Annotated in this window: 14 protein-coding genes and 2 pseudogenes; 4 read left to right on the top strand and 12 right to left on the bottom strand. The window is 52.6% G+C overall.

What is annotated here, in order from left to right:
• Positions 1-97 precede the first annotated feature (97 nt).
• The 4 genes from O1V66_RS13030 to O1V66_RS13015 all read right to left on the bottom strand — a co-directional run bounded on the left by O1V66_RS13030 (position 98) and on the right by O1V66_RS13015 (position 2,905).
• Entirely contained in the window at positions 98-535 is a 438-nt protein-coding gene (locus O1V66_RS13030) for a hypothetical protein (RefSeq protein ID WP_045046042.1), read from the bottom strand.
• 127 nt (positions 536-662) lie between these two features.
• Complete coding sequence (gene yajL, locus O1V66_RS13025; protein ID WP_045046043.1) at positions 663-1,253, bottom strand: protein deglycase YajL; 591 nt, start codon at positions 1,251-1,253, stop codon at positions 663-665.
• The gene (gene panE / locus O1V66_RS13020; RefSeq protein WP_045046044.1) at positions 1,213-2,127 is read right to left on the bottom strand and encodes a 2-dehydropantoate 2-reductase; all 915 of its coding nucleotides are present in this window, start codon (positions 2,125-2,127) and stop codon (positions 1,213-1,215) included. Before panE ends, yajL begins: the two co-directional genes overlap by 41 nt.
• Before the next feature lie 229 nt (positions 2,128-2,356).
• A complete protein-coding gene (locus O1V66_RS13015) occupies positions 2,357-2,905 on the bottom strand; it encodes a helix-turn-helix domain-containing protein (protein ID WP_045046045.1) in 549 nt (182 codons plus the stop codon).
• A gap of 102 nt (positions 2,906-3,007) precedes the next feature.
• Here O1V66_RS13015 and O1V66_RS13010 point away from each other — a divergent pair.
• The 3 genes and pseudogenes from O1V66_RS13010 (at position 3,008) to O1V66_RS13000 (ending at position 4,617) form a co-directional block, all read left to right on the top strand.
• A pseudogene (locus O1V66_RS13010) lies at positions 3,008-3,686 on the top strand (AzlC family ABC transporter permease).
• Positions 3,683-4,006, top strand: coding sequence for an AzlD domain-containing protein (locus tag O1V66_RS13005; protein WP_045046047.1), 324 nt, complete (start codon positions 3,683-3,685; stop codon positions 4,004-4,006). Before O1V66_RS13010 ends, O1V66_RS13005 begins: the two are co-directional and overlap by 4 nt.
• A 119-nt stretch (positions 4,007-4,125) precedes the next feature.
• The gene (locus O1V66_RS13000) at positions 4,126-4,617 is read left to right on the top strand and encodes a YajQ family cyclic di-GMP-binding protein (protein ID WP_045046048.1); all 492 of its coding nucleotides are present in this window, start codon (positions 4,126-4,128) and stop codon (positions 4,615-4,617) included.
• A 77-nt stretch (positions 4,618-4,694) separates the two neighbouring features.
• Here O1V66_RS13000 and O1V66_RS12995 read toward each other — a convergent pair whose 3' ends face one another.
• From O1V66_RS12995 to O1V66_RS12960, 8 genes and pseudogenes are all read right to left on the bottom strand, one after another.
• The gene (locus O1V66_RS12995; RefSeq protein WP_045046049.1) at positions 4,695-6,059 is read right to left on the bottom strand and encodes an MFS transporter; all 1,365 of its coding nucleotides are present in this window, start codon (positions 6,057-6,059) and stop codon (positions 4,695-4,697) included.
• 211 nt (positions 6,060-6,270) lie between these two features.
• Positions 6,271-7,158 carry a heme o synthase gene (gene cyoE, locus O1V66_RS12990; protein WP_045046050.1) on the bottom strand — a complete coding sequence of 296 codons (888 nt, stop codon included), beginning with the start codon at positions 7,156-7,158 and terminating at the stop codon, positions 6,271-6,273.
• A gap of 17 nt (positions 7,159-7,175) precedes the next feature.
• A complete protein-coding gene (locus tag O1V66_RS12985; protein WP_045046051.1) occupies positions 7,176-7,508 on the bottom strand; it encodes a cytochrome o ubiquinol oxidase subunit IV in 333 nt (110 codons plus the stop codon).
• Positions 7,505-8,122 (bottom strand): cytochrome o ubiquinol oxidase subunit III, encoded by a 618-nt coding sequence (locus O1V66_RS12980; RefSeq protein WP_045046052.1) that lies wholly within the window; start codon positions 8,120-8,122, stop codon positions 7,505-7,507. Before O1V66_RS12980 ends, O1V66_RS12985 begins: the two co-directional genes overlap by 4 nt.
• On the bottom strand, positions 8,112-10,103 hold the full coding sequence (cyoB, locus tag O1V66_RS12975) for a cytochrome o ubiquinol oxidase subunit I (protein ID WP_045046053.1): 1,992 nt from the start codon (positions 10,101-10,103) through the stop codon (positions 8,112-8,114). The genes O1V66_RS12980 and cyoB overlap by 11 nt, the downstream gene beginning before the upstream one ends.
• 3 nt (positions 10,104-10,106) lie before the next feature.
• A complete protein-coding gene (gene cyoA, locus O1V66_RS12970; RefSeq protein ID WP_045046054.1) occupies positions 10,107-11,060 on the bottom strand; it encodes a cytochrome o ubiquinol oxidase subunit II in 954 nt (317 codons plus the stop codon).
• Between the two features lie 610 nt (positions 11,061-11,670).
• Positions 11,671-13,150 (bottom strand): annotated as a pseudogene (gene ampG / locus O1V66_RS12965) (muropeptide MFS transporter AmpG).
• A gap of 151 nt (positions 13,151-13,301) precedes the next feature.
• The gene (locus tag O1V66_RS12960) at positions 13,302-13,886 is read right to left on the bottom strand and encodes a lipoprotein (protein ID WP_045046056.1); all 585 of its coding nucleotides are present in this window, start codon (positions 13,884-13,886) and stop codon (positions 13,302-13,304) included.
• A 309-nt stretch (positions 13,887-14,195) separates the two neighbouring features.
• Between O1V66_RS12960 and bolA the strand changes: the two genes are divergently transcribed.
• Positions 14,196-14,510, top strand: a complete 315-nt coding sequence (gene bolA, locus O1V66_RS12955) for a transcriptional regulator BolA (protein WP_045046057.1) — start codon at positions 14,196-14,198, stop codon at positions 14,508-14,510.
• Positions 14,511-14,519 lie beyond the last annotated feature (9 nt).

Raw genomic sequence — 14,519 nt, 5'->3', positions numbered from 1 at the left:
AATCATATCAATCACTGATAGGTGTGCAACGGCGGCAGCCCGCGATTGTGAGTCGGGTCGCGTAAAGGCGCTTTTTATTCCTTGCCGAGTCTGGAACTTAGGCCAAAGGCTTGAGTTTGATGATATGGGAATACACCACCATCGCCTCGACGTGGTTGTTCAGCTTTTCAAAGAAACCCGTGAAATTCATCTCGGGATTCTCGCGCAGGTTATAGGTCGCGGAGGATTGGCCCAGTCTGCGAATGCTTTCAAGTAACTCGAGCGCCGGTGTCTTGGAATAAAGCGTGTCGGCATTGTTGTGCAGTTTATAGAGCGATTTCAATGCCTTCTGATGTTTTTTATTGAAGCCCGACGTATTGCTCTCAATAAGCAGCGTGACGTTTTTCAGCTCCGTTAACTGCGCAATAATCGCGTCGGCCAGCAGGGCGATTTTTTGATCTGTTGAAATGGATTGAAAGTAACTCGGCGGTGCTTCGTCAAGGGGGAGAACCGGATAGTTGGCGGGCGACGGGGTATAATGAACGACAGGTTGCATGGACTGACCTCTACAAAAAAGGCCATGATATTTTATATAATTTACAGCGGCTTATATGTTTCGCTCTTTATCGCCACCGTGCAGGTAAATGGCCGAAAACTGCTATTTTCGGCCTGCGGTCAGCCGGTTAGTCCTGATAATTATGAATACCCGGATACAGCACCAGCTGGCTGGCGACCTCGGCGGCTTTCTCTTTGCCCATCAGCAAGTCGATCATTTTCAGCGCGAATTCGATAGCCGTGCCGGGCGCCTGACTGGTCAGGAGATTGACGCGCGGGTCGAACATGACGCGTTTTTCCATCCATTTGTTCGGCGAAATCTTGTCTTTCAGTCCCGGAAAGCCGGTCATGTTGCCCACAGGGAACAGATCATGGAATTCCAGTACCAGCGCGGGTGCCGCACAGAGGGCCGCCACCAGTTTGCCGGTGACATTGACGTGCCTGACTTTTTCCACCAGCAGCGGGCTGTCACGAAAACATTCAGCGCCTTTCACTCCGCCCGGCAACACGATGGCGTCGAACTCGTGGTCCGCAACATCGACCAGCGCCACGTCCGCCACCAATGTCACGCCGCGCGAGCAGCGAACCGTTCTGTTACCGTCGCCTGCCACGCTCGCCGTCGTCACGTTGACGCCCGCGCGAACCAGCAAATCTATCGCCGTAACGGCTTCCAGCTCCTCACTGCCAGGTGCCAGACATACCAGTGCCGAAACGCTCATAATTATTTTCCTTACTTTTAATCATTTCGAATAATTGGGTATTCACCGGCAACTGCAAACCGTGCTTGCGGCCGCGGCGTAAAACATAGCCGGTAATGTAGTCGATTTCGGTGTGGCGCTGGGTACGGATATCTTGCAGCATCGACGAATGGTTGGCCGAGGTGGTATCGATTACCTGATAAACGTAGCTCAACAGCGACTCTTTGTGTGTCTGGTAGCCTTCAATGGCCATCACTTCCGCGACTTCGGCACAGATTTTCTCAATCCGATCGCCATAGGCAAGGAGATCGCCATTGGTACAATTGTAAACAGCCGTCAGCGGATTGATAACACAGTTTACCGCCAGCTTGTTCCACAGGGATGGCAGGATATTGTCATGCCAGGCCACATCGGGCAAGGCATCGTGCAGCACATCGGCGATCGCACTCGACGCCGCGCCGTGGGCATTGGCCGGACCGATATGAGTAATGCCCGAAGCAACATGCATAATCGCGTTGCCTTCGTGGCGCGCTGCATGGGTCGTCGCGCCAAGCAGGATTGGCATTTGACTGGCAGGCAGTTCGTCGAGAGCGCCCATGCCGTTGTGCAGCAGAAGGAGGGTGCAATTTTCGGCAAGTAGCGGCAACAGGCTCACCAGCGCGCTGGAGACCTGCCAGGCTTTCAAGGTGACCAGCAGCAGTTCGCTTTCGGCCAGATGCTGGGGATCGTTGGTCGGCAGATTGCGATTAAACGCCTGACCGTCGGCGGAAATGACGTTGACGGCACAAAACGGCTGCGGAATGCGCAACCAGCCCTGAACGTCGTGACCTTGCTGATAAAGCTTCGAAAGCCAGAGTTGCCCCAATGCTCCACAGCCCAATACCGTAATCTTCATCGTTAATCCTTTATCCCGTCCTTTTCGCCCGACAGCCTGTAGGCTGCTTCGGCAACCTTGATTGCCGCCGCGCAAAAAGACCGGTGCGCGGACAATGTCAGTAACGGCCTGATTGAGAGACACGTCGCGACATGTTGCGAAAATGTAAAATCTATAGTGTTAGTATAGCTGTTTATGTGCGACAGATCACATTATTGCGCCTTATGTTTACCCCTTCATGACGAAGGGATCAGCTTTGCTCCAAAACCAGTATTGCGTGAGTATCAGGTTCAAGCGCTTGAAAAACATGAGGCTGGTCGCCGGGATAGCAAATATAGTCGCCAGGATTCAAGGCAACCGGCGCGTCTGTCGGACCAATCAATGCACGGCCCTGTGTGACAATAATGTGCTCGACTGCGCCGTGGGTATGCGGTTTGGAGTGGCGATCTTCCCCGGGTTGCGCAATCAGCATATAGATGTCGCGTCTCGCGCCCGGTGGGCAGGTAGCCAGTAAAATGGCTTTATAGTCGGCCATTTCTGCGCTGACCGACAACCCTTCGCCAAATCGAATCACCTGAGGCGTGTTGGCTTGAGGTTCCATTAAACGTGCGAAAGGAATATCCAACGCAACGCACAGTGCCCAAAGTGTTTCCAGGCTAGGATTACCGTTTCCGGCCTCCAGTTGCGACAGGGTGGACTTGGCAATCCCTGCGCGGCGGGCGATTTCGGCCAATGACAAGCCTGTCCGCTGACGTTCGCGAACCAGGGCTTTGGCAATAATGCTGATGGGCTGTGTCATAAAAGCTACCAGTGTTTTTTATATCGAACGATTCGTTCGTCTTGAAAGATCGCGATGGATTGTTCATTATAACTGCCAATGTGTTCGTTTTGGGAAGGATATATGCGTGCAGGAAGGATTTTGCCGCTAGGCAATGATGTTATCAGGGCCATCTTTTTGGTCTGTCTGGCCGACGGGATTGTGGCGGTGTCTTATGGCTCACTGGCAACCGCAGGCGGATTTCCGCTCTGGGTGCCGATGGCGCTGTCGATTTTCGTGCTCGCCGGTGCCTCGGAGTTTCTGTTTATTACCGTTGTGGCGGGCGGCGGAAGCCCTTTGCCGCAGCAGCGGCAGGATTATTGGTAAACGCGCGTCATCTGCCGTTTGGAATGGCGGTTAAGGATCTGGTCGGAGAAAAGGGCGCGGCCAGCCTCAAAGCCCTGCTGGGCTGTCACATCATGAATGACGAAAGCGTGGTGTTCGGCGTATCGCAAAAAAACCGCCCCAGTCGCGCGCGGCGTATTGGCTCTGCGGTATCGGTATCGCGGTGTTCTGGCCGCTGGGCGTATTACTTGGCGGCACGCTCGGAAAAATTATTCCTGATATCAAGGTAATAGGTTTAGACGCAGTCTTTCCCGCCATTCTCGTCGCGCTGATTGCTTCCGCGCTTCGCAAACGGCAAACGCTGAAGCGCGCAGTGACCGGCATGCTGCTGTCGATGGCCGCCGTTCCGTGGGTGCCCGCAGGTATGCCGGTGCTTTTTTCGCTGCTTGGCTTGGCGATATGGAGAAAACATAAATGACAGGATATGGGACTATTATCGCCGGTATTGCGCTGCTGGCGGCTGGCACCTATTTGCTGCGCTTTGCGGGCTACAAACTCGGCAGTCGGTTAAGCCTGTCACCGGCCGCCGAATCGCTGCTGGCCGATGCGGCGACTACGCTGCTGCTCGCCGTCGCGGCAATCTCGACCTTTTATGAAGGGGAAGCTTTCGCCGGATTTGCCCGCGTCACAGGCGTCGGCGTTGCGGCCTATCTTGCCTGGCGCCGACGTCCGCTTATCGTGGTTATCCTCGTGGCCGCTGCCGTCACCGCCGGTTTGCGTCTGCTTGGGGTCAAATAGCCGTAAAAACCATCATCGGCGACAGTTTATCCCTCCAGTTTTTGGCAACGCGGATGGAAGGCGGTATCATGGAGGTCATCGCAGATAGACGCACAATTACATTTAAGGGAGAAGCCTAGATGCCATCTTTCGATATAGTTTCCGAAATCGATATGCAGGAAGTTCGCAACGCCGTGGAAAACGCCACGCGTGACCTGGCAAACCGCTGGGATTTTCGCAACGTTGAAGCAAGTTTTGAATTAAACGAAAAAGACGAGTCCATCAAGGTCGCCAGCGTTTCCGACTTCCAGGTCGAGCAGTTGCTGGACATCCTGCGCGCCAGCCTGCTCAAGCGCAACATTGAAGGCGGTTCTCTGGATATCCCGAAAGAGATGACTCACAGCGGTAAAACCTTCAGCGTTGATGCCAAACTGCATTCGGGTATCGAAAGCGCCGTTGCGAAGAAGATTGTCAAACTGATTAAAGACAGCAAACTGAAAGTGCAGACGCAGATTCAGGGCGACGAAATTCGCGTGACCGGCAAAGCGCGTGACGATTTGCAGGCGGTAATGGCGCTGGTGCGCGGTGGCGATTTGGGCCAGCCGTTCCAGTTCAAGAACTTCCGCGACTAAGCGCGTTTCACGGCGCTTTTGCGGCGCAAATAAAAAGGGGAGATCGATTATCGATCTCCCCTTTTTTTATGAGGTTGTTACGCCTCGGCGACAAACGCCTCAAGCGCCTGACGGTTGGTCAGTTTGGTATCGACCTTCACGTAGGCACTCAACTCTTCCACCACGACAACCGCATCGGCGACGCCAGGCTGGGATTTGATGCGCGTTTCAAGCGTGGCATCGCGGGCCACCTCTTCGGAAAGCGTGATCCGCAGGCTGCTGACATAAGGCGGCTCCGACATGGTCGCACTGACCAGGAACCACACAACGGCCAGCGCCGCACAGACCAGGAAGACCGCACCTGCGCCTGCATGACCAAAGATGTAACCGCCAAGGCTGCCGCCAATCGCCACCCCGATAAACTGGCTGGTGGAGTAAAGTCCCATTGCGGTGCCTTTATAGCCCGCCGGAGATTCTTTGCTGATAAGCGACGGCAGAATCGCTTCCATCACGTTAAACGCCAGGAAGAAAATCTGAATGCCCGCGATAACCGCCCACAGATGCAGACCGGCGAACCAGAGAACCAGCTCGGCCAGCAGCAGCACAGCCACGCAACCCATGAAGACCTGCTTCATGTGGCGCTTTTTCTCGGCGTAGATAATGACCGGGATTACGGCGACAAACGAGGTCAGCATCGTTACCAGATACACACGCCAGTGTTCGCTCGGCGGGAAGCCTGCGCGTTCCATCACCTGCGGCAACACGACAAAGCTCGACATCAGCATGATGTGCAGGCACAGAATGCCGAAATTGAGTTTGAGCAGCTTGCCGTTGGTCAGCACCTTGTGGAAGCTGCCTTTCACCATGCTCGACTCGCGATTCATCATGTGAGTGGCAGGGGAGGGGACAACGGCAACGGTTATCACGATGCCGAGGAGAGTCAGTGCGGCAATCGCCCAGAACAGCGCGTGCAGGCCATAGGCATGGGTAATGATAGGGCCGAGAACCATCGCGATGGCAAAGGTGATGCCAAAGCTGATGCCGATAAAGGCCATCGCCTTGGTGCGGTTCTGTTCGCGCGTCAGGTCCGAAAGCAGTGCCATCACGGCGGCGGCAATGGCGCCTGACCCCTGAAGTGCACGGCCGATAATGACGCCCCAGATGGAATCGGTGCAGGCGGCGACAATGCTACCGACAGTGAAAATGAACAGTCCGAAGACGATAAGCGGTTTGCGTCCGACACGGTCGGAAAGCAGACCAAAGGGGATCTGGAAAATGGCCTGTGCCAGCCCATAAATACCGATGGCGATACCGATGAGTGTTTCGCTCGCCCCGGCCAATGACATGCCGTAAGTGGTGAGAACGGGCAGAACCATAAACATGCCGAGCATGCGGAGTGAAAATACTGTCCCTAGTCCCCACGTCGCCCGACTTTCCTGCCGGGTCATTTGGTTATCTTTCATTACTACCTCAAAATGACAAACAGCGACATTGTAGTGTCTTTTTTGTGTGCAGGTAAATTGCTGGATGTTTAGCAGATATTTCAGTTTTCTCAAGTCGGGCAGAAAAAATCGTCATACAGCGAATGCAATGAGGGAGAGGGCACTGAAATACTGGAGTTTTAAATAAAAATGGCCGGTTTGTTAACCGGCCATTTGTCGGGTCACCGCAAGCTTACCAGACGTAGGTAAGCAGGCTATTCGGTGCTGCGGCGTTAAAGTCGATAGACATCATGACACTCAGTGAAGTGATGGCAACGATGGAGAAAACAAACAGCTTTCTGGCCCATACGATGTCATTTTCAGTTTTGTATCCGCGCAGTGCCATGCCAAGCCACCAGACGCTGACGGCGGCGGCGACAATCAGGTATTTATAACCTGCGTAACCGCTCAGAGTCAGCATCAGTGTGGCAATCATAAAGGCCAGAATCCAGACCGTAATATGATGCTTGGCAACGGCTACGCCTTTAACAACCGGCAGAACCGGGATATTCGCTGCCTGATAATCTTTGAAGCGGAAGATGGCAATCGCGTACGAGTGCGGCATCTGCCACAGGCTGAAGATCAGTAACAGGATCAACGCGCCGGTATCGAACTGACCGCTGACGGCACAGTATCCGATAACCGGCGGCGCAGCGCCGGATAAGCTACCAATCAGCGTGCCGTAGACGGATTTGCGTTTCATGTACAGGCTATAAATCCCGACATAAACCACAAAGCCCATTACCGCCAACCACATAGACAACGGGTTGGCGCCAACGTACAGCAGCGCAAAGCCTAAAATACCCAGGATAGTAGCGTAAACCAGGGTGGTTTTCGGCGGTATAAGTCCTTTTACCAGAACTCGGTTCTTCGTTCTTTCCATTACCTTGTCGATATCGCGGTCTATGTAGTTGTTAAACACACAGCCCGAAGCAACAACCAACGAGACGCCAACAAATGCAGCGAGAAAGAGAGGGAAATCGATGCTTCCTTTGGAAGCAAGGAGGAATCCCCCGACGACAGAAATTAAATTACCGAAAATAATTCCTGGCTTAGTTACTTGCAGGTATTTCTTAATCATCACATGCAGCTCGGCTTTTAACTGACCATCATATTGAGGTTGAGGTTATACATAATCCACAGTGAGCCCACAACGACGATAAAGATAATCACAGCGGTGAACAGGAACGCGATCAGGTTCCAACGTGCTTCCGACGACGTATTCATGTGCAGGAAGTACACCAGATGAACGACGATCTGGATGACTGCCGAAGCAATTACCGTACCCAGGATCAGCGAATGCGACGCTGTATCACTCATCACCATCGCAAACGGAATAACCGTCAGGATGATAGACAGGATGAAGCCGGTCAGATAAGACTTCAGGCTACCGTGGCTTGAACCGCCGTGAGAGGTGGCTGAATGACTCATGCTAGAACTCCCATCAGATAAACTACGGTAAACACACAGATCCAGACCACGTCAAGGAAGTGCCAGAACAGGCTCAGACACATCAGACGGGTCTTGTTCGTTTCGCTCAGACCGCGACGGCTAACCTGGATAATCATCACGATAATCCAGATAAGACCACAGGTTACGTGCAGACCGTGCGTGGCGACCAGTGCAAAGAATGCAGACAGGAAGCCGCTGCGGTCAGGACCGAAACCTTCGGCAATCAGGTGGTGGAACTCATAGAGTTCCATCCCGATGAAGCCAAGACCGAACAGGAAGGTCACAAACAACCAGCCCTTCACAGAGCCGGTGTTGCCTTTTTCCATGCCCAGCATGGCCATGCCGTAAGTAATACTCGAGAACAGCAGGCAGAACGTTTCGACCAGCACAAACGGAAGTTCGAAAATGTCTTTACCAGCGGGACCACCAGCGGTCCCGTGTACCAGTACGGCGTAGGTTGCAAACAGGCTTGCAAACAGTACGCAGTCACTCATCAGGTAAATCCAGAAGCCAAAGACTTTGGTCTCACCCGCGTCGTGGTGCCCATGCTCCGGATCAACCGTGCTATGAGGATTCAGAGAATCAGTTGCCATATTTCACGCCCGCTTTGCTGATATTTTCATAATGTTCGTTTTCGATACGTTCTACTTCTGCAACAGGTACGTAGTAGTCGACATCTTCATCGAAGCTTTTCCAGATCCAGGTAATCACTACACCCAGGAAGCCAACGATAACCAACCACCACATGTCCCAGATTGCTGCGAAACCGAAGGCCAGGCTGCACACGGCAATGACAAAGCCCGCGCCGCTGTTTTTTGGCATATGAATTTCTTCATATTTTTCTGGTTTCACATAAGCGGTACCTTTCTCTTTCATGTCCCAAAACTCATCGCGGTCGTGGATATGTGGCACGATGGCGAAGTTGTAGAACGGAGGAGGAGAAGAGGTTGCCCACTCCAGAGTACGTGCACCCCACGGGTCACCGGTCAGGTCGCGATTCTTCTCACGGTCACGTACGGAGACGAAGAACATGATGAAGATACAGGCGATACCACAGGCAATCAGGAAGGCACCGAACGCGGCAACACACAGCAGGGTGTGGAACTGCGGGTCGATGTCCTGGCTGATACGACGCGTCATACCCATGAAGCCCAGTGCGTAAAGCGGCATAAAGGCAACGAAGAAGCCGATAATCCAGAACCAGAACGCGCGCACACCCCAGGTTTCGTTCAGCGTGAAGCCGAAAGATTTAGGGAACCAGTAAGTCAGACCTGCGAAGCAGCCAAATACCACACCGCCGATAATAACGTTATGGAAGTGCGCAATCAGGAACAGACTGTTGTGCAGAACGAAGTCGGCACCTGGAACTGCCAGCAGAACGCCGGTCATACCACCCACAGAGAAGGTGATGATAAAGCCGATGGTCCACAGCATTGCTGCGTTCAGGGTAATACGACCCTGATACATGGTGAACAGCCAGTTGAAGATTTTTACCCCGGTAGGGATAGAAATGATCATCGTCATGATGCCGAAGAAGGCATTGACGTTGGCGCCTGAACCCATGGTGAAGAAGTGGTGCAGCCAGACAATAAACGCAAGCACGGTGATGGCAATCGTTGCCCATACCAGTGAGGTGTAACCAAACAGGCGTTTTTTGGAGAAGGTTGCAGTGACTTCAGAGAACACACCGAACACTGGCAGGATAAGGATATACACTTCCGGATGGCCCCAGGCCCAAATCAGGTTGATGTACATCATCATGTTGCCGCCCATATCGTTAGTAAAGAAATGGGTACCGATATAACGGTCAAGCGTCAGCAGTGCTATCGTCACGGTCAGGATCGGGAACGAGATAATGATAAGCACGTTGGTGCACAGTGCAGCCCAGGTAAATACCGGCATTTTCATGAGCGGCATACCAGGCGCACGCATCTTCAGGATGGTCGCGAAGAAGTTGACACCCGTCAGCAAGGTCCCGATACCGGATATCTGTAGACTCCATATCCAGTAGTCGACCCCCACGCCAGGGCTGTACACCTTGCCTGACAACGGCGGATAGGCCAGCCAGCCAGTCTGTGCGAACTCACCAATACCCAGAGAGATGTTGATAAGTACCACGGCGACGGCGGTGAACCAGAAGCTGACGTTGTTCAGGAACGGGAACGCAACGTCGCGCGCACCGATCTGTAGCGGAACCACCACGTTCATCAGACCGATTACGAAAGGCATCGCCATGAAGAAGATCATGATAACGCCGTGCGCGGTAAAGATTTGGTCGTAGTGATGAGGCGGCAGGAAGCCAGGGCTGCCTTCAGATGCCATAACCTGTTGGGTACGCATCATTACGGCATCGGCAAAGCCACGGATAAGCATGACAATCGCAAGGATGATGTACATGATACCCAGTTTTTTGTGGTCAACCGAAGTGATCCACTCGGTCCATAGATATTTCCATTTACCGAAATAGGTTATTGCTGCAAGCAGAGCGATACCGCCCAGAATGATTGCGGCAACAGTGACCATAACGATAGGAACGTCAAATGGAATGTCACTTAGCGAAAGTTTTCCGAACATCTTTTATTCCCCGGCTCCGGCAGTGTGAGACTTGTCACCCATATCCATGCCTTTCATGTCTGTGCCACCCGGCATAGGCATGGTCTGGCCTGCTGGCATATTCATGTCATGCGAATATTGACCAATGATATTTTTGAACAAATTCGGCTGAACGGTGGAGAAGTATTCGACTGGGTTGTCGATACTGTCCGCGGCCAGTGATTTGAATTCGTCCATCGTAGCGAGCTGATTCGGGGCCTGCTTGACTTTGGCAACCCACGTATCGAAATCGGCACGGGTAGGGGTAGCGATAGCGTTGAACTTCATACCAGAGAAGCCACGACCACTGTAATTTGCCGAGATGCCTTTGTAGGTACCCGCTTCATTTGCAATCAAGTGCAACTGAGTCTGCATACCGGCCATCGCGTAAATCTGTCCACCTAACTGCGGGATAAAGAAGGAGTTCATCACAGTGTCAGAAGTCACTTTGAACTGAACCGGCACATCTTTAGGAATAACCAGCTCATTTACCGTTGCGATGCCCTGCTCCGGATAAATAAACAACCATTTCCAGTCGAGAGAAACGACTTCGACGGTCATTGGTTTTTCTTCGGTTACGATAGGTTTGAACGGGTCAAGCGCATGGGTGGTTTTCCAGGTTATCGTCGCCAGAATGGCGATGATGATAATTGGAATGGTCCATACCACGGCTTCTACTTTGTTGGAGTGTGACCAATTAGGACTGTACTTAGCATTGGTATTGGAAGCGCGATACTTCCATGCAAAAGCAAAAGCCATGATGATGACGGGTATAACGACGATCAGCATTAAACCGATCGCTGTCAATATCAGCGTCCTTTGCTCTAGTCCAATTGCTCCCTTGGGATCCATTAGTGCCGTATTGCAGCCACTTAACATTAAAGTGGATGCAAATATAGACAACATCCCAATACTTTTATTGTATTTCTTAAGTCTCATCTAACGACCTCAATAACAGGGCTCTATTGTCGCTTCATGTGTGCGGGCATTTTACGGGAAGGTTACGGTACTGTAAACACGCTTAAAGCAGTGTAAATGCACGTCCCACACTTTATGTTAACGTGGTCACACCTGTTACGGGAAGTGACAATTTCTTTGTGGCGACAATGAGTTGCACTGTTTTTGTCCACTATGTAGTGAAAAAACAAGGCGTAGCAACAGTATGGATATTTAGTGCCTTTTTTTAATGATCGCGAGAGGTATAATTTATGTAAATGGAATGTTGAAATTAGGTGAAAATAAAATGACTAGATGGTTGGATAAAAATTATCTGTGCAACAAAGTGTAAATCGGAAATATTTTTTTATTACCTTTGAAGTAATTTTTGATCTAGATCAGGGTAAATAAATATATTAACCAAAATACAACAATGACGCCCCAGTGAGCATAACAAAATGCCGACTGAGGTAGGAAGATATTGGCTTGAAAATCGCCGAAGACACGAAGAGTGTAGATGAGATTTCAGGATGTGCCAGTCGAATGCAGAGCCCGTGTCAATTGACTCGGGCTCTGGCGGGCAGAAAACAGGATTTGAGATAGGGAAAGGCCGTCAGGCGTGTTGCTCACGGCGAAGCGCAAGAAAGTCCAGCACGCTGCCGAGTGCAATGCCAAACAGCGCCAGCAGGGCGCCGGCCTGAACGAGTGTTGACGCAGGCTGCGATAATTGCGTCCAGTCGAGGCCGTCGGTAATCAAGATAATCACCCACAGCGCGAGCAGGAGACTGCCGCCTGATAACAGTCTGAGCGCCAGTTTATAGGCCGGAGCAAAATGCCGACGCGGCAGGAAGGTCTCCGTCTGCTGGGTGTGTTCGAGCGTTTGCCGACACAGTAACAGCAGAATCAGGCCCGGCACCGCCGCCACGATGGAGAACAGATAAAACAGCGGCCAGCCGTTGGCCTCGACGAACCAACCGGCAATCGGGCCGACATAGACACGCCCCACCGCCGACAAGGCCGACAGCAGTGCAAACTGGGTGGCTGAAAACGACTTGTTGCAGAGCGCCATCAGCAGCGCAACAAAGGCTGCCGTGCCCATGCCGCCGCACAGATTTTCGAAGAAGATGGCCGTGCCCATCGAATAGAGATGTTTGTCGGTGACGGCTAATATCCAGTAACCGGCGGTTCGAGACGCCCTGGAGAATGCCAAACAAGAGCAGGGCGCGAAACAGACTGAGGCGCTGCATCAGCACGCCGCCCAGCAGCGCGCCCACAATGGTTGCCAGCAGGCCCAGCGTCTTGTTGACCAGCCCGACTTCGCCCGCATCGAAGCCTACGCCGCGAATCAGAAAGGTGGTACTCAAACTGCCCGCAAAGGCATCACCTAACTTGTACATCACGATAAGCAGCAGAATCAGCCAGGCATTATTGCGGCCAAAGAAATCTTTAAGCGGGGCAACCACGGCCATTTCCAGCGTCTTCGGGGCAGGGCTATCCACTTCCGGCTCCGGCGCGAAAAGGGTTGCCGCAACGCCAATCAGCATCAATGCCGCCATCAGCCAGTACGTTTGCTGCCAGCCGAGATAACGGTCGGCGAGCCACAGCGCCAGTCCACCGGACACCAGCATCGCCAGCCGGTATCCCAGCACTGAAACCGCCGCGCCGTTTCCTCGCTCCTGCGCGGAAAGCAGATCCGTTTTGTAGGCATCGAATACGATGTCCTGCGAGGCCGACGCAAAGGCGATAAGCACCGCCAGCGACGCCAGCCAGAACAGGTCACGGGTTGGATCCATATACCCCATCGCGAAAATAGCCGCGACCAGCAACAGCTGGGTGATGAGAAGCCAGCCCCGACGGCGACCAAAAAACGACGGCGTGTAGCGGTCCATCATCGGCGACCACAGGAACTTGAATACATAGGCCTGACCCACCAGCGAGAAGATGCCGATGGTTTTGAGATCCAGATTTTCGACTGTCATCCAGGCTTGCAGCGTGCCGGAGGTCAGAGCCAGCGGCAGGCCGGATGCAAAGCCCAACAGCAGCAGGATCGCGGTATTACGTTGGGTAAAGATTGAGAAGTACTGTTTCAGCATGGCATCCGTGTTCCTGCAGGCCGTTGAATAGGGGGCGCAGAGGCATGATAAAGGATAAATGCGGATAATAAAGGAGGGAATCGGCGGGTCGGGGTAAAACGGGAAAAGAATCAGACGCTTCTGCCCGACCGGAGCCGGGCAGAAGAAGAGCTTAGTGCGAGTTGGCCTTGATGAACTCGCTTACGCTGGTGTCTTGCGCCATGTCGGCGATGACATCGCCAAGCACGGTATTGACGACATCGGTGATTTTCGCGTCGGTTGCGGTAAATGCGCCCTGAACGTTATAGGTCGAGCGGTAGTTCTTCACCTGCTTGTTGCCGTTTTTGGCGGTCGCAATGATGGAGATATCCGCTTTGGTAGTGATGTTGTAGCGCAGATTGCCTTCCTGCACATCGGCGTACAGATTGTTGACCACGATTTGCAGATCGACGGTGCCGTCAGGGCCGACCATGTAGCCACGTGCCGTCATCTGCTTCTCGAGGGATTCCTGAAGCAGGAAACGCAGGTCGCGGGAAGGCGTCAGCGACACCAGCTGGCCGTCGCGGTTAACTTTGGCGAGCGCCTTGTCCTGACGCAGATCGGCACCGTTGATGCTGATGGTCACGCCCATAAGGGTAGGGTCCTGCGTCGGCAGGGCAATCTTGGGTGAAATATTCAGGGTATTATTGCTGGTCGCACATCCTGCAAGCATAAATAATGCCAGCACAGGGAAAATAACTTTTTTAAGTAGCGTCATTTTTTCAATTTTCCGTCTTTGCAAAGTCAAAAGTTGGCGTGTTTTCATTGTAGAATTGGCAGCATCATAGCACTGCGAATGTTTAGCGTGCCATGAGATTGGACCGCGAAATGTGTGAAAATATCGTAAGTAAGAGAAAAAATAGTGAGAGGACGCGCCGTTTTGCAGCCCAAACCCCCTTTTTGTTCACATAAGTAATATTTTCTTTTTGAAAGTAAGAATAAAACGGAAAACAGCCTATTCTTTAATGTAAGTAGGCGAAATAGTTGGGCGCAGTTCTCTTGTGGGCATGTTTTTAAGGAGATGGCTATGATTCGCGAACAAATAGAAGCAAAGTTGGCCGCAGCGTTTGAACCAACGCACCTGGATGTAACAGACGAGAGTTATCGCCATAATGTGCCTGCGGGTTCCGAGAGTCACTTCAAGGTGGTGATGGTTAGCGATAAATTCGTGGGCGAACGCTTCCTGTCGCGCCACCGTTCAATCTATTCCGTCTTGTCGGCCGAGCTTGCAGGCAGCGTACATGCGCTCGCCCTGCATACCTATACGCTCAAGGAGTGGGAAGGCCTTCAGGACACGGTACCCGCTTCTCCGCCTTGCCGCGGAGCCGGAACACTTGCCTGAAATCGCGTA

It is taken from the genome of Rouxiella chamberiensis, assembly GCF_026967475.1.
Lineage (GTDB): Bacteria > Pseudomonadota > Gammaproteobacteria > Enterobacterales > Enterobacteriaceae > Rouxiella > Rouxiella chamberiensis.
Note: the sequence above shows the minus strand (reverse complement) of the source record. Positions and strands in the feature narration are given on the sequence as shown.

What these genes read in the sequence shown, in the direction of transcription:
- O1V66_RS12995 (WP_045046049.1), bottom strand. Translation starts at nt 6,059, where the DNA reads ATGAAAGATAACCAAATGACCCGGCAGGAAAGTCGGGCGACGTGGGGA.
- O1V66_RS13005 (WP_045046047.1), top strand. Translation starts at nt 3,683, where the DNA reads ATGACAGGATATGGGACTATTATCGCCGGTATTGCGCTGCTGGCGGCT.
- cyoA (WP_045046054.1), bottom strand. Translation starts at nt 11,060, where the DNA reads ATGAGACTTAAGAAATACAATAAAAGTATTGGGATGTTGTCTATATTT.
- cyoB (WP_045046053.1), bottom strand. Translation starts at nt 10,103, where the DNA reads ATGTTCGGAAAACTTTCGCTAAGTGACATTCCATTTGACGTTCCTATC.
- O1V66_RS12980 (WP_045046052.1), bottom strand. Translation starts at nt 8,122, where the DNA reads ATGGCAACTGATTCTCTGAATCCTCATAGCACGGTTGATCCGGAGCAT.
- yajL (WP_045046043.1), bottom strand. Translation starts at nt 1,253, where the DNA reads ATGAGCGTTTCGGCACTGGTATGTCTGGCACCTGGCAGTGAGGAGCTG.
- bolA (WP_045046057.1), top strand. Translation starts at nt 14,196, where the DNA reads ATGATTCGCGAACAAATAGAAGCAAAGTTGGCCGCAGCGTTTGAACCA.
- O1V66_RS12985 (WP_045046051.1), bottom strand. Translation starts at nt 7,508, where the DNA reads ATGAGTCATTCAGCCACCTCTCACGGCGGTTCAAGCCACGGTAGCCTG.
- panE (WP_045046044.1), bottom strand. Translation starts at nt 2,127, where the DNA reads ATGAAGATTACGGTATTGGGCTGTGGAGCATTGGGGCAACTCTGGCTT.
- O1V66_RS13015 (WP_045046045.1), bottom strand. Translation starts at nt 2,905, where the DNA reads ATGACACAGCCCATCAGCATTATTGCCAAAGCCCTGGTTCGCGAACGT.
- O1V66_RS13000 (WP_045046048.1), top strand. Translation starts at nt 4,126, where the DNA reads ATGCCATCTTTCGATATAGTTTCCGAAATCGATATGCAGGAAGTTCGC.
- O1V66_RS13030 (WP_045046042.1), bottom strand. Translation starts at nt 535, where the DNA reads ATGCAACCTGTCGTTCATTATACCCCGTCGCCCGCCAACTATCCGGTT.
- cyoE (WP_045046050.1), bottom strand. Translation starts at nt 7,158, where the DNA reads ATGATTAAGAAATACCTGCAAGTAACTAAGCCAGGAATTATTTTCGGT.
- O1V66_RS12960 (WP_045046056.1), bottom strand. Translation starts at nt 13,886, where the DNA reads ATGACGCTACTTAAAAAAGTTATTTTCCCTGTGCTGGCATTATTTATG.